A 24,475-nucleotide genomic window follows, 5' to 3' on the forward strand; every position below is an offset into this window, starting at 1 on the left:
GCTCGATGACCGTAAGGCTACTTTTTGCCGCGATGGGAAAAATTGCGAAGTGATGTTTTGAAAAAACCAAAAGCCCAGTGGGCTTTTGAACGGAGTAGCCGCGTAAGCGGAGGGCAATCTCTTAAATGTCATCTCGATACTATTTTCGCAAGACTCAATCGAAGTCGCATTTTAATTCAATAAAAAACAAAACCCCCGCGCCTTTCAGCGCGGGGGTTTTCATCACAAAAAGTGAATAATATTATTGTTTGATAAACTTAACAGTATTCCCAGAATCTATCTTAAGGAAATACATCCCTGGAGTCAACTCATCAATCTGAATAGGCTGATTGTTATTCGCAACCCCAGACTTCACTTGTGCTCCAAGCACGTTGTAGATCACAAACTCCTTCGCCTCGCTAAGTCCCGCAAGGGAGATTACGTTGTTGGCTGGGTTTGGATAGGCTTGGATACCAGCGTTTAGTTCAAAATCTTGTACAGAAAGTACTCCTGCAGCAAAGGCGATCTCTGCAAAACCGCTTCCAGTTCCTCCGTGATTACTGGTCACTTCCATACGAATGAAGGAAGCAGTAACGGCTGGGAATACGCGCACTTCTGGTGGCGCAGGAGCCGTAAACACTTCATTAAATGCCGTTGGAGCTCCCGGGATCTCCACATAGGTTACCCCGTCTGTAGAAGAATAAAAGGTTACTCCGTTTACACCAACGTCAGTAGATGGTCCTCCTGCATTTTGGTTCCAAAAAGCAATTCCATCAATATCAAAAGTACCTCCCAGATCAAAGTCAATGGTTCCTGCAACTTCTAAAGCCACAAAACTGTTGGTTGGTGAAGTATCATCGTGTTCTGACGTCACGGATGGGAAAGAGAACAGTCCAGTTCCGTCATAAGTACGGGTTAGATCGGTTCCAAAATCTGGGTTAAAGGTAGTCGTTGCACTTGTTGGGTTAACGATCTGCCCGTAGGTCAAACCACAAACAAAAAGTGCAATTACAGCGTAGAGTTTTTTCATAGGTATTTGATTAAGGTTTATAAGTAGTTATTCAAAGATAGCGGAATAGCCTCGCCTTTAGTTTAAATATATCTTAAAGTGTTTCTTTTACGTCGCGATTCCTGTTGCAACTCAGGTTTTTTGGTTCGATGTCGCAAAATGGGCGCAGAGCGACCTGCGACTCAGAAAAACCGAAGGGTTTGCCGCTTGAGCGGCGAATGCAACTTTATCGCGACTAGATTTTTTTGTACACTTTTTTCATCAATGGAAAAAAGTGTGAGAAAGAGGTGCAAGGACTTGTCCTTGAAAGAGAAGACTGCTTTTAAATGTCATCTCGATACATTGCTGAACGAAGTTTCATAGAAACCAAACATCCAGTGGATGTTTGAGTGAAGCACCTGCGCTAGCAGCAGGCCGATTCTATGTCACCACTCGATGCCCGCAAGGCTAAATCCTTGCTTGGTAAGTATAAAGGTCAAAGTATCTCCCTTTCTTCTCTAACAAGTCATCATGATCTCCGCGTTCGGCAATGCGGCCGTTTTCAATGACCAGAATTTGATCTGCTTGACGAATGGTGCTCAAGCGGTGGGCAATTACAAAGGTCGTTCGGTCTTTAACCAAAGCGGCCAAGGACTTTTGAATGAGGGCTTCACTCTCGGTATCTAAGTTAGAAGTCGCTTCATCCAAAATGATCACTTTAGGATCTGCCAAGATAGCTCTGGCAATGGCAATACGCTGGCGTTGTCCGCCAGAAAGCTTGACTCCGCGCTCTCCAATTAAGGTGTCCAAACCGTCTTCAAAACGGTCTGTAAATTCGTTGACATAAGCCGCTTTCACTGCAGCTAAAAGTTGTTCTTCGGAGGCGTTCGGTCTTGGAAAAAGAATGTTCTCTCTAATGGTACCTTCAAAGAGAAAATCGTCCTGTAAAACAACCCCTAAATGCTGTCTGTAACTGTTCAAATTGACTTTGCTGAGATCTTTGCCATCTACCCAAACGGTTCCGCTTTCTGGAGTGAGAAAACTCGCAGCCAAACCAGCTATAGTAGACTTTCCAGAACCCGAACTCCCTACTAGGGCCGTTACGCTGCCTTTAGGTGCATTAAAGTCAATATCGTGTAGTACAGCCTTGCCTTCTTCATAGGCGAAGTTTACTTTGTCAAAACGCAGTTCTCCTTCAAGAGCGTCTAAACGTTCCGGTCGTAATCTGTCATCTTGTTCGGGCTCCATATTCATAAGTTCTTGGGTACGGTCCAAACCGGCTAGAGCTTCGGTGAGTTGGCTTCCAATATTACTCATCTGCACTATAGGAGCGATCATGAATCCAAGCAGCAGAGTAAAAGACAAGAATTCACCTGTGGTCATAGTACCACCCATCATAAAATAGCCGCCAATTCCCATGATTCCTGTAGAGGCTAAGCCCAACAAAAAGGTAGACGAACTGGTCATCAGCGCTGTGGCCGTCAAGCTCTTCTTTACATTTTGAAAGAGGCGCTCCACCCCTTCTTCAAAGGATTTATTCTCCTGATCTTCTGCATTAAATCCTTTAATCACGCGTATTCCAGAGAGGGTCTCTGTCAAGCGCCCGGTAACCTCTGCATTGATCACACCGCGTTTTCTAAATATCGGACGGATGTACTTAAAGGCCTTTAAGGCCACAAAGCCAAAAATCGCCACGGGTATAAACACAAAGGCCGTCATTAGGGCATTCATATTGATCAATAAGACCAGGGAAATAATGGCCGTAAAGGTTCCACCAACCAATTGCACCAAGCCAGTACCAATGAGATTCCGAACACCTTCTACATCACTCATAATTCGGCTTACCAGAGCTCCGGATTTTGTGTTGTCAAAAAAGCTGATGGGCAAGGAAAGAACCTTTTTCTGCACCTGAGCCCGCAGTTCTGAGATCAGATACTGCGCCTGTACACTCAAGATTCGCGTGAGTAAAAAGGAGGTGGTTGCTTGAACCACAATAGCTCCGAGAACTATGGCCAAAAGCGTCCAAAGCTGCCCGAGGTCGTTGCTGGGAACCACTTCATCCAGCAGGGTTTTACTCTGCAGCGGAAGCACCAATCCAGCCAATCGACTCAAAACAATCAATACCAAACCCACAAAGACTAAATTCCTTCGGGGCCAAATGATGGTTTTAAATGCCTGTACTATGGTAACCTTTTTGCGCTTATCGCTTTTGATCTTATCGAGTTGCAATGCTTTACTTGCCATATGGGATGTTTTCTACTCCTCAAGTTAGTCAAAAGTCAAGCCTTTTTGATTTTAAGGACAAATAGTCATGTTTTCTTCTTTTCCTTTTTACCCGTCCCTTTACCGTCTGTAATGAGCAAAGATCAGTCTGGTTATCGAGGTGAGTACCGTGCACCTTTTAATTTTTCTTTTCTATATGTCCTTTTTACCATTGCCGTAAAAAGGACCAAAAAGGTCTAGCGACGCTCCTTCATCTCTAAAATCTACGCCAACCGCAGCCACAGCTGTGTGGAGTACTCTCTCGGCATCGCCTCGCACCGATTCCACACATCTTTTTCCCAACCGCTGCTGGCTTGATTTTCACGAGACTCAGTCGGAGTCGCGTTTTCTAAATAATTTATTATCCGTCGCAATTCCCGTTGCAACTGAGGTTTTTTGGTTCGATGTCGCAAAATGGGCGCAGAGCGACCTGCGACTCAGAAAAACCGAAGGGTTTGCCGCTTGAGCGGCGAATGCAACTTTATCGCGACTAGATTTTTTGGAGGTACTTCAGTCATAATGTCCACTGGACATTAATCCTTCAGTAATCATCGATGGAAAAAGTATCAGAAAGAGGTGAAAGGACTTGTCCTTGAAAGAAAAGGCTACTTTTTGCCGCAATGGGAAAAATTGCGCAGTGAAGTTTTGAAAAAACCAAAAGCCCAGTGGGCTTTTGAACGGAGTAGCCGTGGAAGCGGAAGGCAATAATTTAATGTCATCTCGATAATAGAAAAACATTATGGAAGAAAAAGAAAGCTGCAGACTTCTCTGCAGCTTTCCATGCTTACTATAACCAAATACATGAGACTGTATTTCTATTACAATTCAAAGGTGAACTTTTTGATTTACAGACGGGTAAATCCTTATCAAGCTTATCGTTTTTACAAAACTTTACCTCAAATGATCAGAAATTACGAACTTTAATGCATGAGCTTAGAAATTAAATCGCGCATTTGGATAGAGAAGGACGGACAAACGCTTTTGGGGCACGGCAGAGTGCAACTTTTAGCGGCTATTGAAGCCACAGGATCACTTTCGGCCGCAGCAAAAAGCATCTCCCTTTCCTATAAAAAAGCCTGGCGCTTATTGGACGAGATGAACACAACGGCCGCGACACCCTTGGTGGTCACTTCTGTCGGCGGAAAAGACGGAGGCGGCGCACAACTTACAGAAGCGGGAACCCAAATTGTGGCCAGCTTCAATCACATCCGCAGTGAATGCGATAAGCTTTTGGATCAACTCAGCAAACAACTCCCTCCCGCATAAATGACTCCTCTAAACGGCATAATTCTCTGTGGTGGAAACAGCAAACGCATGGGTGCTGACAAAGCCTTTTTGGACTATAAGGGCCAGACCTTTTTAGCGCGAATCATTGCCCAAATACAGCCGTTCTGTGAGACTGTTTATCTCTGCGGAAACAAACCGAGCTATGCCGAATTTGGCTTGGAAGTGGTTCCTGATCTTATTCCAGACTCTGGAGCTCTTGGTGGTTTGTACTCCGGATTGCATCGTTCTGAAACTCCATGGAACCTAGTGTTGAGTTGTGATGCACCATTAGTAGATTCAGAGATTATGGAATCTTTAATAAATAGTATCCATCCGCAGCTAAAAGCCATACACGCCCAAACCGCAAAAGACGCGCATCCTTTGGTGGGTTGTTATCACCAAAATTGCCTTCCAATATTTGAAAAGGCCATTAAAAACGGGCGCTTAAAGCTACAACCTGCCGTTAGTGCTTGTAATCCAAAGACCTTGGAAATTACTGGAGCTCAGGCTTCCAAATTGCGCAACATCAACACACCAGAAGACTATAAATCCTTGCTAAAGCTCGACTCCTAGCGGGATTTCACCCTTTTGAATATAAAATTTTGCTATCTTCATATCCTACAAGGCCGGAATCGTTCTCTGGTTTTGTAGAATCTGAACTAACTAAACTGCACATGACGGATCTTGACATTGCCAAGCAATGTACGCTGCAACACATCAGCGACATTGCGGGAAAGTTGGGCCTCAGCCCCGACGACATTGAACTCTACGGTAAACACAAAGCCAAACTACCACACAGTATTATTAACCCAGAAAAAGCAGCGCAAAGCAAGCTGATCTTGGTAACAGCCGTCTCACCAACACCAGCTGGTGAAGGGAAGACCACCATGTCCATTGGACTTTCAGAAGGACTGCATCAAATTGGTAAGAAAGCCATTGTTGTATTGCGCGAACCAAGTTTAGGACCTGTCTTTGGGATCAAAGGTGGCGCCACGGGTGGAGGCTATTCTCAGGTCCTTCCTATGGAGGACATCAACCTGCACTTTACAGGAGATTTCGCGGCTATTGAAAAGGCGCACAACCTCTTGGCCGCCGTTATTGACAACAATATTCAAAGCAAGACCAACTCTTTGGGTATTGATGCGCGCACCGTAGTTTGGAAACGGGTTATGGATATGAATGACCGCTCACTGCGCAACATTGTGATTGGCTTGGGCGGAACCACTTCTGGGGTTCCAAGACAAACTGGTTTTGACATTACCGCAGCCTCTGAGATCATGGCGATCTTGTGTTTGGCAGCTGATATGGAAGATCTCAAACGCCGTTTGGGGAATATTTTTGTGGGCTATACCTTTCAAAAAGAGCCTATTTATGCCCGTGACCTCAAAGTTCAGGGCGCTATGGCGGCCCTACTGAAAGAAGCGGTAAAGCCCAATTTAGTGCAGACTATTGAAGGGAATCCGGCCATCATACACGGCGGACCTTTTGCCAATATAGCCCAAGGAACCAACTCTGTGCTGGCCACAAAGATGGGAATGTCCCTAGCCGATTATACCGTGACCGAAGCTGGTTTTGGCGCAGATCTCGGTGCGGAGAAGTTCCTAGACATTAAATGTCAAAGTGCGGGAATTTCTCCTAAAGCAGTAGTGATCACCACGACGATTCGCGCGTTGAAGTATCACGGCGGAGCCGATCTAAAGAATCTTACGGAAGAGAATGTTGATGCCTTAAAGAACGGATTGCCGAACCTTGAAAAACACTTGGAAAACGTGATGCAGTTTGGCATTACTCCGATCATTTCTATCAATCGTTTTGTATCAGACAGTGATGCTGAGATCGCTTGCATCAAAGAATTTGCGGCAAACAAGAACGTGCGGGTTTCTTTGGCAGAAGTTTGGGCTAAAGGCGGAAAAGGTGCAATGGATCTAGCACAACAAGTAGTAGATATCATTGAAGAGAACGAGGCGAATTTTACGCCCATGTACAGTTGGGACATGCCTGTGATGGATAAGATAAAGGCCATTGCTACCAAAATCTACGGCGCTGCCGATGTGGAATACGCGGCCAAGGCCAAAAAGAACCTGCGCACCATCGCAGATCTGGGATTAGAAGGGCTACCGGTTTGTATTGCCAAAACTCAAAAATCACTCTCTGACGATCCCAAGCAAATTGGACGACCGAGCGGATTTACCCTAACGGTCCGTGAAATTGAGATCGCCGCTGGCGCTGGATTTTTAGTGCCAATAACAGGAGATATGATGCGTATGCCAGGGCTACCTGCGCATCCTGCATCAGAAAACATTGACATTGATAACGAAGGAAACATCAGCGGGCTATTTTAACAGCTGACTGAAAGTAATACAACTGATCTAATTTTGAAAAACCCGTATATTTAGTAAACGTTTGATTTTCTGCGTTTTATTAGAGCTCTAAAATCATGGCAACCCGAAACTATCAAGGCAAGAAATTTGACCACCAACAGGCCGAGCGCGTGGTGGATGCATTGACGGTAGAAGAAGCTTTGCAGATCAACATCAATGGCAAGCCTTTTACCCTATCTATGCGAACTCCTGGTGATGATAAGGCCTTGATTCGCGGGATGCTCCACAGCGAAGCTGTGATCAATGATACAAGCTTCCATCCTAAGGTGGTGCTGCACAAAGAGAACGAGGACGGCATTGTCACTGTGGTAGATCTGGAAATTCCAGAGGATAAACTCGGAGTGGGCTATTCCAACTCACGTTCCTTATTGTCTGTTTCCTCTTGCGGAATTTGCGGAAAGACAGAACTGTCAGAACAAGGCTTCCTCGGCAAGACGCTGGACGAACCCATCACTTTTGATGGCCCGGCCTTTAGTGCCATGTTTGCTAAAATGAATCAGCAGCAGTTTGATTTTAAACAATCCGGAGGCACCCACGCAGCCGCTGCCTTTGACGCTTCTGGCGCCATTTTGGTTGCTGCGGAAGATATTGGGAGACACAATGCCGTAGATAAAGTCATTGGCCATTTACTGCAGCAAGGACAGCTCAAAGCCGCAAAAGCCATGACGGTGAGCGGTCGTATCTCTTATGAGATCAGTATAAAAGCATTTAAAGCCGGAATTCCCTTTTTGGCTGCCGTTTCTGCCCCTTCTTCCTTGGCGGTGGATTACGCCAAAGAATTGGGCATTACCTTGATGGGATTCTGCCGCAACGGACGTGCAACTTGTTATTCACATCCGCAGCGCATAAAAAATAAACCACTAAACAATATTAAAGCGAGTTAACCCATGTCAGAAAATTTAAGTGAACTTTTAGGCAGAAAAGGCCTGCAGGAAAACCTCTTTGACAAGCTGGGAAATTTGGCGCAGCCCGCCGGAACCCCGGACGAGGAAGCTTTGGCCCTCTTGGCTGATGAATTCCTGATCGGGAAAGCCAATACTTACGGTACGGCCACCTTTTACGATTTTCTGAAACCCGATAACAAAGGCAAACAGGTTTACGTCTGTAACGGGACCGCATGCGAATGCGCGGGAACACAACCGGGAGTTATTAAAGAGCTGAAAAAACAATTCACTGAAGATCAAATTGGGCATATGTGCTGTTTGGGCAGATGCCACGAGAATTCGGCCTTTCATTATAAGGGACATAATTACTCCGGAGGAGCGATTGATGCGCTGGATAAGATTGTAAGTGGTGACGGTGAGCATCACAGCGACCGCTATAATGTGGCCGCGAGTCATGATGCCATTCTAACGGCAGACTTCACCGATGTGGACACTTATTACGAACCTTGGTTGGCCGTTTTGGCTCAAGATTCTGCTGATGTTTTGGAAGAGATCAAAACCTCAAACGTGCGTGGCCGTGGTGGAGCGGGATTCCCTATGGGCCTCAAATTGGAGTTTTGTCGCAATGCGGAAGGCCCTGTAAAGTTTATCATTTGTAATGCCGATGAAGGTGATCCTGGAGCTTATTCAGATCGATATTTACTCGAAGAACGACCACATTCGGTGCTCTTTGGAATGTTGGTAAGCGGTTATGTGACTGGAGCCAATCATGGAATTTTGTACATACGTGCGGAATATCCAGAAGCTGTTGAAATTGTGCAGCAAGCCATAGATGCCCTTAAAGATCGAGGTCTGGTGGGCAGCAATATTGGGAACTCCGGATTCGATTTTGAGTTTAAGATCATTCAAGCGCAGGGTTCTTATATCTGCGGAGAGGAAACAGCACTAATCAACTCTATAGAAGGCCAGCGCCCAGAAGTGCGCGTACGACCTCCTTATCCCGCACAACGCGGACTCTTTAATCGCCCGACGGTAGTCAACAATGTAGAGACCCTTGCGGCTTTGCACTACATCATTAGTGAAGGTGGTGAAGCGTGGAAGGACATAGGAACAGAAAAATCCTCAGGAACTAAACTAGTGTGTTTGGACAGTTATTTCAACAAGCCAGGCATGTATGAGGTGGTCATGGGAACACCCATGAAGACCGTAATTGAAGACTTGGGTGGAGGCTTTAAGGAAGCAGTAAAAGCTGTTCAAATTGGAGGACCTTTAGGAGGCGTTGTTCCAGTAGAAAAGCTGAGTGAACTCACCTTAGATTTTGAATCCTTTAAAGAACACGGTTTTCTTTTGGGACATGCCTCAGTAGTGAGTATTCCAGAGGATTATCCGATGATCAATTACATAGAGCACCTTTTCGACTTTGCCTCTTATGAGAGCTGCGGAAAGTGCTTTCCGTGCCGTTTGGGCACCAAACGCGGTCACGAATTGGCCTCCAAAGCCATTCAGGGCAGAGAGACCATTGACCGGGAATTGTTTCAAGACCTTTTGACCACTTTGGAGCAAGGGTCATTGTGCGCTCATGGTGGGGGAATTCCCCTACCGATCAGAAACATTGTGCAGCACTTTGATGACGAATTAAAAAATTACTTCAGTTAAGCTATGAAGACAGCCTATATTAACGATATCGCCTACACCTTTGAGCCGGGAGAAACCATGCTCTCTTTTGTGCGCCGCCATAAAGACGACAACTTGGTACCTACGCTTTGTGATGCGCCCAATTTAGATCCTTTTGGTGCTTGCCGTGTTTGTTCCGTAGAAGTTGCTTTGGAAGAAGGTGGCCCTGTAAAGACCATGGCTTCTTGCCATACGCCGGTCAGTGAAGGACAATACATCTATACTTCAACAGCCAGTGTTCAAAAGCTCAGAAAGAACATTATTGAATTGGTCTTGACCGATCACCCTTTAGATTGTTTGACCTGTGAGGTCAATGGGAATTGCGAGCTTCAGACCGTTGCAGCTCAAGTAGGGATTCGCGATGTACGCTATCCCGCGGGAGACAATCATTTGCACAAAACCAAAGACCTGAGCCATCCGTATATGACCTCAGATTTTAGCAAGTGTATCAACTGCTACCGCTGCGTTCGCGCCTGTGATGAAGTTCAGGGCGAATTTGTGCTCAGCATGGCCGGGCGTGGTTTTGATGCCCATATCATTAAAGGTTTGGATCAGAGTTTTATGGATTCTGATTGTGTGAGTTGCGGCGCCTGTTCTCAGGCCTGCCCTACTTCAGCGATCTCTGATGTGTTCCAATCCAAAGCCATTCAAGCCACAGAAACTACACGCACCGTTTGTACCTATTGCGGTGTTGGATGTAACCTGGATGTAGCTACAAACTCCGGTGAGATCTTGAGCATAACTGCACCCTATGATGCAGAAGTAAATCAAGGACACACTTGCCTTAAAGGGCGCTTTGCCTTCAAATTTTATGACCATCCGGAGCGCTTGGACTCCCCGATGATCAAGCACAATGGCGAATTTGAAAAGGTGAGTTGGGATGAAGCTTACAACTATATCACGGACAAATTCAACCATTATAAAGATACCTACGGGCCAGACAGCATGGCCGGAATTTCTTCTTCTCGTTGTACCAATGAGGAGAATTATTTGATGCAAAAGTTCTTTAGAGCTGTACTACAGACCAACAATATTGACGGATGTGCGCGCGTGTGCCACTCGCCTACCGCTTTGGGGATGCAACGCACCTTTGGAACCGGAGCTGCCACCAATTCTATAGAAGACCTGCAATTCACCAATTGCATCATGGTTATTGGAGCGAATCCTACGGATGCGCATCCAGTGACCGGAGCCAAGCTCAAGCAGTTTGCCATGAAGCAAGACAATGTCACTATTGTGATCGATCCGCGCCGAACGGAAATTGCGCGTTATGCCGATCACCACTTGGCACTGAGACCGGGAACCAATGTGGCCGTACTCAATATGATGATGTATTATATCATTGATGAAGGCTTGGTGGACGATATTTTTATTAAGAACCGTACCGAAGGCTATGAAGACTTTATTAAAGAACTCATGGCCATTGATATTGACAAATTAGAAGCCGTTTCTGGTGTGCCGAGAGAACAAGTAAGAGCTGCCGCAATTGCTTATGCAACTGCGCCTAATGCCATGTCCTTCCACGGTCTGGGTGTGACGGAACACTCTCAAGGAACTTTTACTGTGATGCAGATCGCCGACTTAGCTATGTTGACGGGTAATATTGGTCGACGTGGTGTTGGAGTGAATCCGCTACGTGGACAAAACAACGTTCAGGGAAGCGCCGACATGGGCGTGCAACCGCACCAAGGTGCTGGCTATCTGGATGTGACCAATCCGGAGATCAATAAACGCTACAACGAATTTTACGGCTCGGAACTGCCTTTGCATATTGGGTATAAGATCCCAGAGATGTTTGACGCTGCTTTAGATGGCAAACTCAAAGCCATTTGGATCATTGGAGAAGATGTGGTGCAGACCGATCCGAATACGCAGAAAGTGATCAAAGCACTCAATGCGACCGATCTTGTGATCGTACAGGAACTCTTCATGACTGAGACGGCCAAACAAGCTGATGTGATTCTGCCCGGCTCCTCCTTCTTAGAAAAGAGCGGGACTTTTACCAACGGAGAACGCCGTGTGCAAGCGGTGCGCCAAGTGGTGAAGCCGATTGAAGGAACCAAACCTGACGGTCAGATCATTGTTGATATTATGAACCGCATGGGTTATAAGCAACCCGATTATACGCCGGATGGCATGCTGGAGGAGATCTCTCAGATCGTGCCTTTCTTTGCAGGAATCAAATGGGACCGTTTGGGTCATAACGGGCTGCAGTGGCCGGTGGCACCAGACGGTACCGATACGCAGATCTTACACCAAGAAGAGTTTAAACGTGGACTGGGCTATTTTGAATTCCATCCGTGGGAAGAGACTCAAGAGATTACTCAACACGGGAAAGACTTCCCGTATATCTTGACCACCAATCGCGAATTAGAGCATTACAACTGTGGGGCGATGACCAGAAGAACGGCTAATGAGCAGATCTTAAAGAGTGATTATTTAATGATCAATCCAGAAGATGCTGCGAGTCATTTGATCAAGGACGGAGATTTTGTTTGTATAGAATCGCCGCGAGGCAAAGTTGATGTCAAAGCCCGAATAACTGACGAGGTGAAACCGGGAATCTTGAGTACAACCTTCCACTTTCCGGATATTATGATCAACAACATCACTGGAGACGTTCACGATTCTGAAGCCATGTGCCCGGAATACAAAGTGGTAGCCGTGCGAATCAGAAAATCAAAAGGCAAGTTCAAAAGCCTCTTGCAAGACAAATAAAAAAAGCGCCCGTTTGGGCGCTTTTCTTTTTTACTTTTCTCCGATGATCTCCATGGCCTTGTCCATGAATTCATCGCGACCTGCTTGTATGCCTTGAACCGTTCGGGTCACAAAAACATCCGGTTGCACCCCAACGGCATGATGCTGATCTCCGTTGTGCTTGAGCACCCGCATGCCGGTCCAACTAATTGTGATTCCTCCTGGAAGTCTGGAGCGGTTCACGTTACCGTTGGCTCCTGCTGTAGGTTGTCCCACAATGGTTGCTAGCTTATATCCTTTAATAAAGCCCATATAACTCTCGGCATAGCTAATGGCGCTTCCATCAATGAGAAAGACCACTTTCTTGTCGCCTAAATAAGGCTTCTTAGTTGACATATTCCATCCGCTAGCGCGAAACTCGCGATCCTTCTGATCTGGATAAATATATTCTGGAATATACATCCACTTGTTGTAATCATTGTCTTTGAGCAGGTGCGAGATCAGCTCGTGATTTCCTTTGGGATAACCTCTGAGGTCAAAGATCAATCCGCTAGCTTGTTCCAACTTAGGCATCAAAGCATTGATACTATCCATAGTCATTACATCTAAATTGACGTAGTAGGAGTTCTTGCCCACCTTTTTATGAGGTTGCTTTTCTGTTTCAAACAGCTCATAATTGCTGTACATATCCATGCTGCGCGTTACGGAAACTGATCTGCCATCTTTAAGCACTAAGGCAAGCGTACTTCCTTTTTCACCTCTCAGGGTCTCTGTTTTGGCGCGATAATCTCTCCAGCCATCAGTTCCAAAAGAGATGCCTTTGTAGGTGTCTGCCAAGTAATCGGCAGTCTTTTGGCCGTTAACCGAAGTAACAACATCACCCACCTTTAAAGGCAAATCTGGGTCCAACAATTTGGTGATGACCAATTGCCCTTCCACCACTTCCCAAACAAATTCTGGAGCGAAGTTTTCAGCGCTGCTTGCAGCGTTTACGCGTACGTGGCCGTCTTTGAGTTGAGCGGTAAATTCCTTCACTGTTTGGATGTGATCCTTAGCAGTTTTATCTGAGAACGATTTATTTAAAGCTGTTGTAAAAGCCGCGTACCAATCCACCCCTGTTTGATCAAAATACGGGAAGAAGTGCTGAAAGATATTGTACGTATTCACCACATTCCCCAAACGAGTCTCTAGATTATTAGCATCAACCCCTGTAGCCGCTACGGCATCTTTGAGTGCTTTAAGAGCAGCAGCATCGCCTTTTGGATAGGTCTTTCTATCTCCATCAATACAAACCGTTAAAGGCACGCGTACGTATATATCCTTTCCAATCATAGCCGTATAACTCGCTCCGCGATCTGGAGCCGTAGAGAAAATGGTACGCCCTTTTACCTGTTTTGCTTTTTGTTCACCCTGAATAAGCACCGCCTGTGATCCCTCTGCAATATCTGCGCTGTTAAGGTCAAAATTATAGCCTTGGCCATAGGTGGACCATTTGTTGTTCACTCCCGAAGTATCGTCTATGACACTGCTCTCAAAGGAGGCATTGTGCAGGTCAAATTCTGTCCAATCTTGACCTTCTGAATCGCGGAAGTACAGTTTAAAATCGTCCACAGCAATTGCTCCGGAACCTATGAGTAAGCATCCCAGAACCAAACGATCTGGCTCCTCACCCAACTGTCCTTCAATAGTATAGGTTTCCCACGCTGTTTGTGTTACCGGACGGCCAGCCATATTGTCAAAGAAGCCCATTCCTCCGCTTCGTTTATCCTCGCGAAGCCACAAACGACCTTCTCCAACATTCCCAGCAATGGATTTAACCTGAGCGGTCATTTTCACATACTTGTTAGCTAGATCTTTGGCATCAAGAGAGGTCATTAAATTCGCAAACTGATTGTTTCCGCCTTGAGAAGCCTGATTCATCATCGCTCCTACACGGGAACTTTGGTAAACGCTACCTCCGGAGGTCGCATCATAACCTAGTCCTAAATGCTGCCAGTAGGTCATTTTACAGCTCTGATCTATCTCCGTTAAAAGACTTTCTGAACTAGCCAACTGCAAGCTCGGAGCCATAGGCATAAACAATCGTTTTAAAGTGGCGTGTAGCTCTTTTTGGTTTTTGCATTTGATCACTTCTTGGGATCCATAAATGGCAAATTTGTCCCAATCCATGGTGTAGGCCTCATCCGTAGGGTGGAAATACTTCACATAGCCGTAAAGCTTGGCAAAGGTCTCCATATTTTGAAATTGCTGTTGTTGAGATTGTCCAAAACCAAGCGAATAACAGAGGCTAAAGACTAAAAGAAGTAGTGTTTTTTTCATCGTTGAAGTTGATTGCTTTTTTTAAAGATTGCAAAAAAAGATTCAGCCTCAAACGCTTTTAGGCTAGGTTTAACTAAAGATTGAAAGGTTTTGTTAAAAGCCCACCTTGTTTAAACCTACTCCTTCAAAGTCGTATACACCTCCAAATTATTCACCCCCCAATGGTCTAACTCTTCTTGACTCCAAAGTTCTGGGAAGAAAATTCTACGCTGGTATTTGGGATGCATATACTTATGCCAATCGCTACCTCCCGTGGCCTCTGAGCTGCCTTTGCCGGAGTCTAAATATTGGGCTGCGGTATTGTAATGATGCATTACCCATTTGATGTTCACGGTGTGATCATAATGACGCATGGCATTGATCAAGGCGGTATTTTGCTGATACGATTCTGGCAAGGCCTTGAACTTGGTCCACAAGTTGACCTCATTATAGCGTTTCATCCAAGCAATGAGCTCTTCCTTGTAGCGACTCTCAAAATTCTTCATAAGCATGGTAGGTTTCCCCGTTTTATGGTTCTTCCCAGCCACTTGCCAATACATATGATTAAAAGCGTGCAAATACGGAGTCTCCCGGTCTATGGTCTCTCTGTGTCTGTAATCGATTAGGTTGATGAGCTCTGTGGAGGCGATCTCTATTTTTCTGTATTGAACCGATTGGAATCCGCTAGCGGGAGTTAAGGTATCCCGAAACTTCATGTATTGTTCCAGCTCCATACCCTCACTCATAATGTGAAAGGAATTGGACAACATATCAAAATAACGGCTGATCCGCATCAGGTGCGTGGTGAACTTTTCTGGAGCAATATCGTCCGTAAAAGAGATCTGGTCCATCTCCCAAAGGATCATCTTAAAGAGCAGTTCGTTTATCTGATGGTACATGATAAATACCATCTCATCGGGTTGTTGGGTGCGTTTAATTTGCAGTCCCAAAAGAGCATCTAGCTGAATATAGTCCCAATAATTGATGGATTCTGCGTGCAGGAGTCCAGACAAATGCACATCTGGATTTTGACCAACGGCTTCGTATTTGGCTACTATGGCCGCCACTAGTTCTTCTCGGGTCATAATTGTTTGGTTTAGGTGGAGTGAATAAAAAAGACGTATTCATAGGCGGAGTGTATCCGCAAGGGGAAGAGAAGACTATGAAAAGGGAGATTTTATGTTTCGATACAAACGATACACCTCGGTCTAAATTTTTATTCAGATTCTAATGGAATCTCTACTCAAAGCTAGCCAAATCTAACCGATCCTCAAAAATAAGGGCATTAAAAAACCCGGGCGCGGGGCCCGGGTTTTCCTCACAAAAAATGACTAAAGCTATTGTTTGATCAAACGCTTAGTCGATATTACACCCGTGTCGGTATCTTGCAGTTGAACCAGGTACATTCCTGAGCTCAAGGCAGAGATATCAACGCTTAGAGAAGTTCCGCGCATTTGTTGTGGCGCGATCACTTCTTGTCCGCTAATGTTAAATACGCGAACCTCAACTGCAGTACTGCTCTGTCCGCCCGATGAAATATTCATTTGATTCTGGGCTGGATTTGGGAACAAGCTGATGTTTGCATCAAAGTCTTGCTCGTCCACACTCAATACTTCACAGTCGTCACCGGTCAGACGATTCACGGTCACAAAATTGTCTGAGATATCAGAACAAGATTCCGCGTTCAAGTCTGCCAAAGGACCCCCAATGAATGCCGCCCCGTTGTCCGGCACTCCACGGTAACTCCAACCCCAGATGCGGCAAACCCCTTCACCGGCACCTTCAAGGTCGATAGTACTTGATCCAGAAATACCCAAGATGGTATTGTCTGCGTCTGAATCGGTAATAACATATCTATAACTTAGGTTTTCAGCCCCTGGATTCTCGTGAATCACAACTAATGGGTCTGGAATATCATCACCTGCACAAATAGAAACTTCAGTATCTCCATTCTCTAGGCTTACTGTACCTCCGTCAGCTTCCTCACGGATCACTTCAATGGCGTTGTCTGAGATGTCTGAACAAGATTCCGCATCCAAATCAGCTAAAGGACCTCCAATAAATGCAGCACCATTGTCTGGTACACCGCGGTAGCTCCATCCCCAGATCAAGCAGGTTCCAGGACCGGCTCCATCCAAACTGATCTCACTAGATCCGCTGATGGCCAAAATCGTTTGGTCAGCATCATTAGCAGTGATCACATAACGGTAGCTCAAGTTTTCAGCCCCTGGATTCTCGTGTACAACTACTAAAGGATCAGGGCGTCCGTCCACGCAGATCACAGCGCTAAGTCCGTCATCAGAAATGGTAGTCGTGTTGTTTGGGTTACCCGTGGCAGCGATATCAATGGCTACAGTTCCTCCGTCAGCTTCCTCACGGATCACTTCAATGGCGTTGTCTGAGATGTCTGAACAAGATTCAGCATCCAAATCTGCCAAAGGTCCACCGATAAAGGCAGCACCATTATCTGGCACACCGCGGTAGCTCCATCCCCAGATCAAGCAGGTTCCAGGACCGGCTCCATCCAAACTGATCTCACTAGATCCGCTGATGGCCAAAATCGTTTGTTCAGCATCATTAGCAGTGATCACATAGCGGTAGCTCAAGTTCTCAGCACCTGGGTTTTCGTGTACAACTACCAACGGATCTGGACGTCCGTCCACACAGATCACAGCGCTTAGTCCATCGTCTGAAATAGTAGTAGTATTGTTTGGGTTTCCAGTAGCAGCAATGTCAATGGCTACAGTACCTCCGTCAGCTTCCTCACGGATCACTTCAATGGCATTGTCTGAAATGTCTGAACAAGATTCAGCATCTAGATCTGCTAAAGGTCCACCGATAAAAGCAGCGCCGTTCTCAGGCACGCCACGATAGCTCCATCCCCAGATCAAACAAGTCCCCGGGCCAGCGCCGTCAAGGCTAATCTCGCTAGAACCACTGATTGCCAATATGGTGCGTTCAGGGTCATTGGCGGTGATTACATAACGATAGCTTAGGCTTTCTGCCCCCGGGTTCTCGTGAACAACTACCAACGGATCTGGGCGACCATCCACACAGATCACTGCACTTAATCCATCATCTGAGATGGTAGTAGTATTGTTAGGGTTGCCAGTAGCGGCAACGTCAATGACAACTGTACCTCCGTCTGCTTCTTGACGAACTACAGTTAAAGGATTTGATAGGTCAAAACAACCTTCAAGGTCACTTAGATTATTCCCCACTTCATTTCCTGAAATGGTTTCGTAACGCACATACCAGATCTGGCAATCTCCAGGTCCGGCTGGGTCAAGGTTAAAAGGTCCCATATCTGTAACAGCCAAGATCTGATCTGTAGCGGCATCGGTGATAATCCAACCGCGGTTGGTCCCAACACCACCGGGAAGGGTAGTTACAAATAATGGATCTGGACGACTGTCTACACAGATCACGGCAGTTAATCCGTCATCTGAAAAGGAAGTAGTATTGTTTGGATTTCCTGTTGTAGCAACATCAAAAACAATGTCAGCGGCATTTACACTGCAATCAGAATTCTCAGCGCCAATAGTAGGAAGCGCTACGAAGTAATCAGTTACCGCGTTACCTACTCCGTCATACTGTAAGGAGTTCCCGTCAGAGATTGGATCCGTAAAAGCTCCGGCAGTCCAAATACCCGCAGCAACTGCAACGCCTTCACGCGTTGGGTCTCCAGGGTTCTCACCCCATTGTACATAATCCAAAATAGCATCTGCACTACCAAAAGCATTGGTCTCGTAAAGCGCGAGCTCATCTGCAGGTGCATTCAAAAAGTCCCAGTCTTCAATAACCAAGAATTCACCTGGCGCAATGTTCAGATCTCCAGAACCAATAGTAAGCGCTCCTACTCTTGCGTAAGTAGGACGGTCACAAAGCCAGTAGTTGGTCACGTCCACAGCCGCGTCACCTATATTCTTAAGCTCAATGGTTCCGTTTGGAAATACTTCATTGATCACGATCTCTCCCATAGGCACAGCATTCTCAGCTCCAAGGGTTGGAGTCGCTAGGAAAAAATCACTCACCATCTCTCCCATACCATCATATTGAAGGGAGTAACCGCTCGTAATCGCTGGAGTAAAAGCTCCTGCTGTCCAAATACCGGCAGCGACAGCCACACTCTCACGTGAAGGTTCTCCTGGATTTGAGCCCCATTGCACATAGTCTAGGATCGCGGTCGTGCTACCAAAGGCGGCACTGTTGTACAGGGCCAATTCGTCGCCTACAGGATTTAAAAAGTCCCAATTTTCAAAGACGATGAGGTCTCCGGGGGCCAAATTGAGGTCTCCCGAAACGACATCTAGAGTTCCTACGCGAGTGTAGGTAGGTCTGTCGCATAGCCAGTAATTTGAAATGTCTACCGTTTCTGTACCGGTATTTTTAAGTTCCAAGGTCCCATCAGGATAGATCTCGTTGATCACCACCTGGGCTTGGAGGTTGGTCATTAGGCTCACTAGAAGTAGCGCTAATAAGTGTAAAGTTTTCTTTTTCATGTTATTTGTTATTAAGAGTAAAGCCCCTCCATAGCAAGAGGGGCCTTGTTATTAATTATTCCCAGAAATCAGATCCAAATTGGTCTGCAGATCCGTTAAAGCTGTAGTCTCCCGCAAATGGAACGAATGCACCAGCATTATCCCAACGCCCTGCGGTAATAGCTTGTCCAACGCGCGGTCCGTTTCCGGCACCCCATTGTACATAGTCCAAAAGCACATCAGGACTGGTAGACGCAAAAGTGTTGGTAGAGAACAAGCTCAAACCATCGGCGTCATCATTCATGGCGAAAGTCAAAGTGATAGTCTCATTGGCTCCTAAAAGAGTTGCCTCTCCAGTTAAACCAGAAACTTCTCCATAACGTCCAGGTCCAAGACACAACCAGTAGTTGCCTACTTCTTGAGGCTGACCTCCTAAGTTGGAGATGATCACCAAATCTTCATCGGCGTCTACTCCGACAATTCTAATGATGGCCGCAGGGGCTTCATCGGAAGAATCATCTGAAGAAGAATCGTCTCCAGTTTGTCCACCAGATTGATCTTGTTGTACAGGATTGTTCTCGTTGTAATCGTCATCATTACTGCAGCTCATAACTAGGAGCGCAAGTAGACTAAATAGCATTATCTTTTTCATAGCAATTTTTTGTTTAAAAAGTTTTACGATGCAAATATTCAACACCTGCCACGTGTATTCAACAAAAAGGGGGTGAAGCGGAATTTTTACCCTTAAAAGGGAATAAATCAGGTTTGGCCAAAAATCACTTATGCCAGTGTTTATGGGCTTTCACAGAATTTTAAGGGAAATCACCCCTAAGGGTTCACCCGTGGTGAACAGGAATAAAAAAAGCCGGTTTAAACCGGCTTTTAGATACTTTAATTGGACGCTTTTGATTACTTTTCTAAGCGATTGGAATGTTTAAAATGGATGAGGTAGGTCGCCTGAAACCCGAAGTGTAAATTCCCGTTTCTAAAGTTGAAATTATTAAAGGTTCGGGCAATGAATTTGTCTTCAACCAAGTTTCTGGCATTGGTCAATTTGAACTGTAGCATCAGATCTGCGATCTCCCAATTTACTCCTAAACTAAAAGGTCCATAGGTAGTAATATCTTCACTGGGATCGTCCACCAAAAAGTACTCCGAAGTCAAGGCAACAAAACGCCCAATCTTATAACGCGCACCAAAACCTAATGCAAAACTGCTGGGATCCACTCCGTCTATAAGCTTATCTGCATTGCGGTAAATAAAAGTAGGGCTCAATTGCAAAGACAAATTGGAATTGATCTTGGAAGCGATTAACACTTGAGAGGTATAGGCCAATTCATCACTAAAGTTCAATTCCCTTGAATATATTCCTGGATTCTTTTCCCGATGCACCACATTCTGAAACAAACTTATACTGATGGGCAGCTTTGGTTTTTGATACAGTAAACGGTACTTGGCAAAAAGGTCAATGCTGGTGTAACCTGTTCCAAAAGCACCTCCAACGGTAAGCTGGTCGGTGACACCGTAGGCCAGCTCATAGCGTCCGTTGTACTTATCTGCGGCAAATGTTTGAGTGGTTTCTTCTGTAGGTCTATTCCAAAAACGATTCTGGGCGGTAACTTCCAAAACCCCTTTTCTGCGGGTCTCTACGGAATGTCCTATTCCAATCCGTGTGCTTTTAAAGGTTGCTTGTACTGTAAAAGTACTGTCTGGCGCTATGGCATCTAATTGGTCCAAAAGCTCTTGTTGTCCGAACATATTGAAAGCTGGACTCAGTAACAAAAAGGCGAGCGTATATCTATTCAGCTTCATAAGGGAGGAATTCAAAGTTAAAGGTCACAGAAACAGTTTTGGCAATATTGGGTCTGAGCAAGACTGGTATTTTGATGTTGTAATCGGCTACTTGTAGCTGAAAATCGCCACTAAATACATAGCTGTTTCCTTGTTTGTTCACCGTGGACTTGAATTGAATCTGCTGGTTCTCCCCATGGAGGCTAAAGGTTCCACTGATCAAGCAAGTCTGCTGCGCAGCGGCTGCATCAAAATTCTCCAGCACACCAGCAAAGGTGGCTTTTGGGAAAATATCGGACTCAATATAACTCTCGTTAAAATGCTGTTGCATGAGCGCCTTTTCAAAAGTAAAAGCCCGCATGAGCATACGCACTGCGATCTGATTTTTATCCAGATCCAGCAAACTGTAAACAAGGTCATTGGAGGCCTTTATGTTCTCTACAGGGGTATAGGAGAAAAAGGAAACACTTCCCTGACTGGTGGCGTATTGATTGTCTTGGGACCAGCCCAAAGACGTCAATAGCAGCAGTGTAATGAGGGTAATTTTCTGCATATGCTTATGGAATTATACAATTCTGAAAAATGGCATCGGCAAGTTTGCCTTTGTAAACGCCGCGCACTTGAAGGGTGTCTCCAAGATTGATTTGACTATAGACTTGCTCATTGCCGGGTTTGAATTCACAGAGTAGCGTGGTCGCATTGCCTGCTTGCTTTAAGCGGACGATGTACTTGCCGTTCTTAGTATTTACTTCGGTGACTACACCTTGAAGTTCCATGGTCTTTTCAATGAAGGCAGCGAGCTGCTGGTCTTCTGAATCGTCCAGGATGGAATAAAAGAGTTCGGTTTTAGTTGAATCCAAGACACGCTTGGATTCTGCAATGACAATGACACCTACCATAAGTGCAATAACCACTGCGGATAGCAGGATTCTGGGTAGTGTGATTGTCTTTTGAACTTGCATGACTCGAATTCTGTCGATAAAATTAACAGTAACTTGCATTCTTTGTAAGGAATTGATCGACATTCTGACCTAAACGGAAATATAGAGGTTCAAAAGGAATTTCTGTACCTAAAGATGCTAACCAAGTGACCAACTATCGTTTTTACCGCTATCTATTCATAGGATGGGTTGTCTTCTTTGGCCTTTTAACGGCCTTTGGAGTGCCTTTTGCTGTGAAAAAACAAACCGTGATCGCTCTAGAAGAGCGCATTGACAATGCGAAGACCAAGGCCGATCAGTTGGCAGTTTTGGCTAGTGCCCTCTACGGAAACGATCAGCAGAACAGTACGGCATCAGCCTATATGCAATCAGGCGTAGAGGCTTCCTCCCAAGAAGCCATTGAATTGGTGGTGATCGATTGGTCTGGCAAAGTGATCGCCCACCCTGCCATTGTGGAATTAGGCAATCAATATGAGGCTTTAGAAGAAGCCAATATCGCCTCAGATTTTAGGGCAGAGGCTTTTCTGGAGTCTGCAGAGCAGTCCATAGCAGATCAAACCCATAAGGTCATCTATCTGAAAGACGTGCCTGAGACCGATCTTGTTGTTGTCGCTCAAGCCAAATTAGAATCCGTGCGAGCTCTTAAATCCAAATTGACCTCGGTTTGGTATAGTGGCATTATACTCACGGCAGTATTCGTGCTCTTGCTCGCCCTTTGGGGTGTGCGCTCGGTACAGATGTATTACGATAAAAAGTATCAGCAGCAATTGGAACGCTACCAAACGGGCATGCTCAATATTCAGCAACTTAACTCGTCTTTAGAGACCTATAAACGAAAGGTTGAAGAACTGGACAGACCGGTTGCCCCTGCGGAGAAAGTAGAATCCCCATCCGAAGAAAACAATACCAAAGAGCGTCTACTCACCTACGTGAGAAATGAACTGCTGCCGGTTTCTGTTTTAGACATTGCGTACATCTATGTGGAGAACACCATTACCTATGTGGTTGCAAAAAATGGGAAGCGCAGTACGTCTAACGACAGTCTGGATCAGATCTTTAAAAACTTAGACACGCGCCTGTTCTTTAGAGCAAACCGCCAGATCATTGTGTCCATTGGTGCTATTGAGACCATTCTAAAATACGGCAACAATCAGCTTAAAATTCAATGCGATCCACCTGCTGAAGTGGATATTCTGATTGGAAAGAACAAAGCGGCCCAGTTTAAAAACTGGCTCAACCTATAAAAAAATCCGACGCTTTTCGGCGCCGGATTCTTATGAACTAATCATCACTACTAGATAGTTCTCTGGATCAATTACAAGTTTGTGGCAATTGTTCCAGTGAGTCTTTGTCGTAATAGATCTTCTTATCATCGGGAAGCTCTGCATTCATGGCCGTAACCATTTTTCCAAAGTTCTCGTTGTATTTATTTGATACCCTGATTTCTCGTGAAACAGTGTCGTTTTGTGTTAAAACCAAGGTAAAGATCTGTCCGTCTTCTACACAGTTATTGACGTATTCATCTTTGTCAAAACCTGTTATAGTACTAACCATATCCCCGTAATCTGCACTGCTCAAAGCAGCTTGAAAAACGATGGTATCGGTGTTTTGTGTTCGATGCACCTGATGCACAAAAATGGAACCGTCATCTACCACATATTTCATGGTAAATGGACTCGGAAACATCGGGATGGATAGTGCGATATTGTTTGACTGATCCACTGCGATAGATTCTCCTGGATCTTCGCAGGTCTTTAATCCCAAAGAGGAGATCAAAGCCAAGGCTAATAGATTCTTAAGTATCATTATTTCTTCCAGATTTCAATATACCTTGGGTATGTTCTACTCATACGGCTCATCATACTTTCAATAGAAATATAAGAGCTGCTCACTCCAAGATCCGTCAAATGTGTTTTGATGGATTGGGCCTTTTCTTCATCGTCTGGATGGAAATAACGAATGGTCAAAACGTTCGGTAGATTATCTACCGCCGCTTGACTCACTTCAATCACCGGCGTGTACTCCTCCGTGAACTGAGCCACGTCAAACTTACTGCTACTATCTATGGCTGTTTGAATTTCGCGCAGTCCTTGAACGTCTTTGTCATAGGCTGGCACTATGCGAACCTCAGCAAGTTCAACGCTTCCTGCGGCTACATTAGGACGGCCGTAGATCTGTTGAATTCCAGAGACATCTAAAGAACTCAATACCCCGTGGTTCCCCCAACGTGGGTTACAGTAGTTCATTACGGAATACAAGTCACAAGGGGTCACATAGTATCCACCGCCACTTCCCTGCGGAGCTTCTCCACAAAGACAGTCCGGACGGTTGTGCTCATGCGCCAATCCAATGGCATGACCAAATTCATGCACGGCGATAAACTTGATACATTCCTCTGGTGAATAACCTACACATTTAAAGCTTCCCAAGAAACCAAAATTGAGTTCCATTCCGTTTTCAAGCCCGTCCAATTGAGTCCCGAGACCCTTGGTGTGTGGGTGGGTGTAGTCATCCGCCAAAATGCGAATTCCGCGTTCCCCTGGGCTGGCTTGTCCCCAACCTACAAAGTCAATATTGGCATTGGCTTCCCATGCCGCTTCTACGGCTTCCTTAACCCAAGCTCGGTATTGAGCATTGGCAGGAGTAGCATTTTCCCAACTCACTGGGATTACGGTCTTTCCTTGTGCGTTTGCTGGCCATTTAGTGTCAATGGACATGTTGATCGCGCTGATACCTGAATATCCTTTATAAGGGCCTGGGTCTTGAGCCATGGCTACACTTACCACAAGGATACACAGTAGAATGAGTGTTTTTTTCATCGATTTAGCGTTAA

19 protein-coding genes are annotated in these 24,475 nt (G+C 45.5%); 7 read left to right on the forward strand and 12 right to left on the reverse strand.

Annotated features, from left to right (window positions below; genetic code table 11):
* Window positions 1-241: 241 nt before the first annotated feature.
* From POW22_RS01305 to POW22_RS01315, 3 genes are all read right to left on the reverse strand, one after another.
* Complete coding sequence (locus tag POW22_RS01305) at window positions 242-1,009, reverse strand: T9SS type A sorting domain-containing protein (RefSeq protein WP_272830611.1); 768 nt, start codon at window positions 1,007-1,009, stop codon at window positions 242-244.
* Window positions 1,010-1,435: 426 nt separating this feature from the next.
* Complete coding sequence (locus POW22_RS01310; RefSeq protein ID WP_272830613.1) at window positions 1,436-3,211, reverse strand: ABC transporter ATP-binding protein; 1,776 nt, start codon at window positions 3,209-3,211, stop codon at window positions 1,436-1,438.
* A gap of 171 nt (window positions 3,212-3,382) precedes the next feature.
* Complete coding sequence (locus POW22_RS01315) at window positions 3,383-3,532, reverse strand: hypothetical protein (protein WP_272830614.1); 150 nt, start codon at window positions 3,530-3,532, stop codon at window positions 3,383-3,385.
* A gap of 624 nt (window positions 3,533-4,156) precedes the next feature.
* Here POW22_RS01315 and POW22_RS01320 point away from each other — a divergent pair.
* The 6 genes from POW22_RS01320 (at window position 4,157) to fdhF (ending at window position 12,152) form a co-directional block, all read left to right on the forward strand.
* Window positions 4,157-4,495 (forward strand): winged helix-turn-helix domain-containing protein, encoded by a 339-nt coding sequence (locus POW22_RS01320; protein WP_272830616.1) that lies wholly within the window; start codon window positions 4,157-4,159, stop codon window positions 4,493-4,495.
* The gene (gene mobA / locus POW22_RS01325; RefSeq protein WP_272830617.1) at window positions 4,496-5,068 is read left to right on the forward strand and encodes a molybdenum cofactor guanylyltransferase; all 573 of its coding nucleotides are present in this window, start codon (window positions 4,496-4,498) and stop codon (window positions 5,066-5,068) included.
* Between the two features lie 101 nt (window positions 5,069-5,169).
* On the forward strand, window positions 5,170-6,837 hold the full coding sequence (locus POW22_RS01330) for a formate--tetrahydrofolate ligase (RefSeq protein WP_272830620.1): 1,668 nt from the start codon (window positions 5,170-5,172) through the stop codon (window positions 6,835-6,837).
* A gap of 95 nt (window positions 6,838-6,932) precedes the next feature.
* Window positions 6,933-7,760: a formate dehydrogenase accessory sulfurtransferase FdhD gene (gene fdhD / locus POW22_RS01335; RefSeq protein ID WP_272830622.1), complete on the forward strand. Its 828-nt coding sequence runs from the start codon at window positions 6,933-6,935 to the stop codon at window positions 7,758-7,760.
* Between the two features lie 3 nt (window positions 7,761-7,763).
* Window positions 7,764-9,416 carry an NADH-ubiquinone oxidoreductase-F iron-sulfur binding region domain-containing protein gene (locus POW22_RS01340; protein ID WP_272830623.1) on the forward strand — a complete coding sequence of 551 codons (1,653 nt, stop codon included), beginning with the start codon at window positions 7,764-7,766 and terminating at the stop codon, window positions 9,414-9,416.
* A gap of 3 nt (window positions 9,417-9,419) precedes the next feature.
* Window positions 9,420-12,152 carry a formate dehydrogenase subunit alpha gene (fdhF, locus tag POW22_RS01345; RefSeq protein ID WP_272830625.1) on the forward strand — a complete coding sequence of 911 codons (2,733 nt, stop codon included), beginning with the start codon at window positions 9,420-9,422 and terminating at the stop codon, window positions 12,150-12,152.
* 30 nt (window positions 12,153-12,182) lie between these two features.
* Here fdhF and POW22_RS01350 read toward each other — a convergent pair whose 3' ends face one another.
* From POW22_RS01350 to POW22_RS01380, 7 genes are all read right to left on the reverse strand, one after another.
* A complete protein-coding gene (locus POW22_RS01350) occupies window positions 12,183-14,450 on the reverse strand; it encodes a S41 family peptidase (RefSeq protein WP_272830627.1) in 2,268 nt (755 codons plus the stop codon).
* A gap of 116 nt (window positions 14,451-14,566) precedes the next feature.
* On the reverse strand, window positions 14,567-15,514 hold the full coding sequence (locus POW22_RS01355) for a tryptophan 2,3-dioxygenase family protein (RefSeq protein ID WP_272830628.1): 948 nt from the start codon (window positions 15,512-15,514) through the stop codon (window positions 14,567-14,569).
* Window positions 15,515-15,766: 252 nt separating this feature from the next.
* On the reverse strand, window positions 15,767-18,931 hold the full coding sequence (locus POW22_RS01360) for a T9SS type A sorting domain-containing protein (RefSeq protein ID WP_272830629.1): 3,165 nt from the start codon (window positions 18,929-18,931) through the stop codon (window positions 15,767-15,769).
* Between the two features lie 55 nt (window positions 18,932-18,986).
* The gene (locus POW22_RS01365; RefSeq protein ID WP_272830631.1) at window positions 18,987-19,562 is read right to left on the reverse strand and encodes a hypothetical protein; all 576 of its coding nucleotides are present in this window, start codon (window positions 19,560-19,562) and stop codon (window positions 18,987-18,989) included.
* A gap of 257 nt (window positions 19,563-19,819) precedes the next feature.
* Window positions 19,820-20,722 (reverse strand): DUF5777 family beta-barrel protein, encoded by a 903-nt coding sequence (locus POW22_RS01370; protein ID WP_272830632.1) that lies wholly within the window; start codon window positions 20,720-20,722, stop codon window positions 19,820-19,822.
* On the reverse strand, window positions 20,709-21,254 hold the full coding sequence (locus POW22_RS01375) for a YceI family protein (protein WP_272830633.1): 546 nt from the start codon (window positions 21,252-21,254) through the stop codon (window positions 20,709-20,711). Before POW22_RS01375 ends, POW22_RS01370 begins: the two co-directional genes overlap by 14 nt.
* Before the next feature lie 4 nt (window positions 21,255-21,258).
* Window positions 21,259-21,663, reverse strand: a complete 405-nt coding sequence (locus POW22_RS01380) for an OB-fold protein (RefSeq protein ID WP_272830634.1) — start codon at window positions 21,661-21,663, stop codon at window positions 21,259-21,261.
* Between the two features lie 125 nt (window positions 21,664-21,788).
* On the opposite strand from POW22_RS01380, the gene POW22_RS01385 reads away from it, so the two are divergent.
* Complete coding sequence (locus tag POW22_RS01385; protein ID WP_272830635.1) at window positions 21,789-22,886, forward strand: LytR/AlgR family response regulator transcription factor; 1,098 nt, start codon at window positions 21,789-21,791, stop codon at window positions 22,884-22,886.
* Window positions 22,887-22,953: 67 nt separating this feature from the next.
* On the opposite strand, the gene POW22_RS01390 is transcribed toward POW22_RS01385, so the two are convergent.
* Together POW22_RS01390 and POW22_RS01395 are read right to left on the reverse strand one after the other, a co-directional pair.
* Entirely contained in the window at window positions 22,954-23,448 is a 495-nt protein-coding gene (locus POW22_RS01390) for a hypothetical protein (protein WP_272830636.1), read from the reverse strand.
* Window positions 23,448-24,461, reverse strand: a complete 1,014-nt coding sequence (locus tag POW22_RS01395; RefSeq protein ID WP_272830638.1) for a zinc metalloprotease — start codon at window positions 24,459-24,461, stop codon at window positions 23,448-23,450. The genes POW22_RS01390 and POW22_RS01395 overlap by 1 nt, the downstream gene beginning before the upstream one ends.
* Between the last annotated feature and the right edge of the window lie 14 nt (window positions 24,462-24,475).

The organism is Gilvibacter sediminis (assembly GCF_028561565.1).
GTDB lineage: Bacteria > Bacteroidota > Bacteroidia > Flavobacteriales > Flavobacteriaceae > Gilvibacter > Gilvibacter sediminis.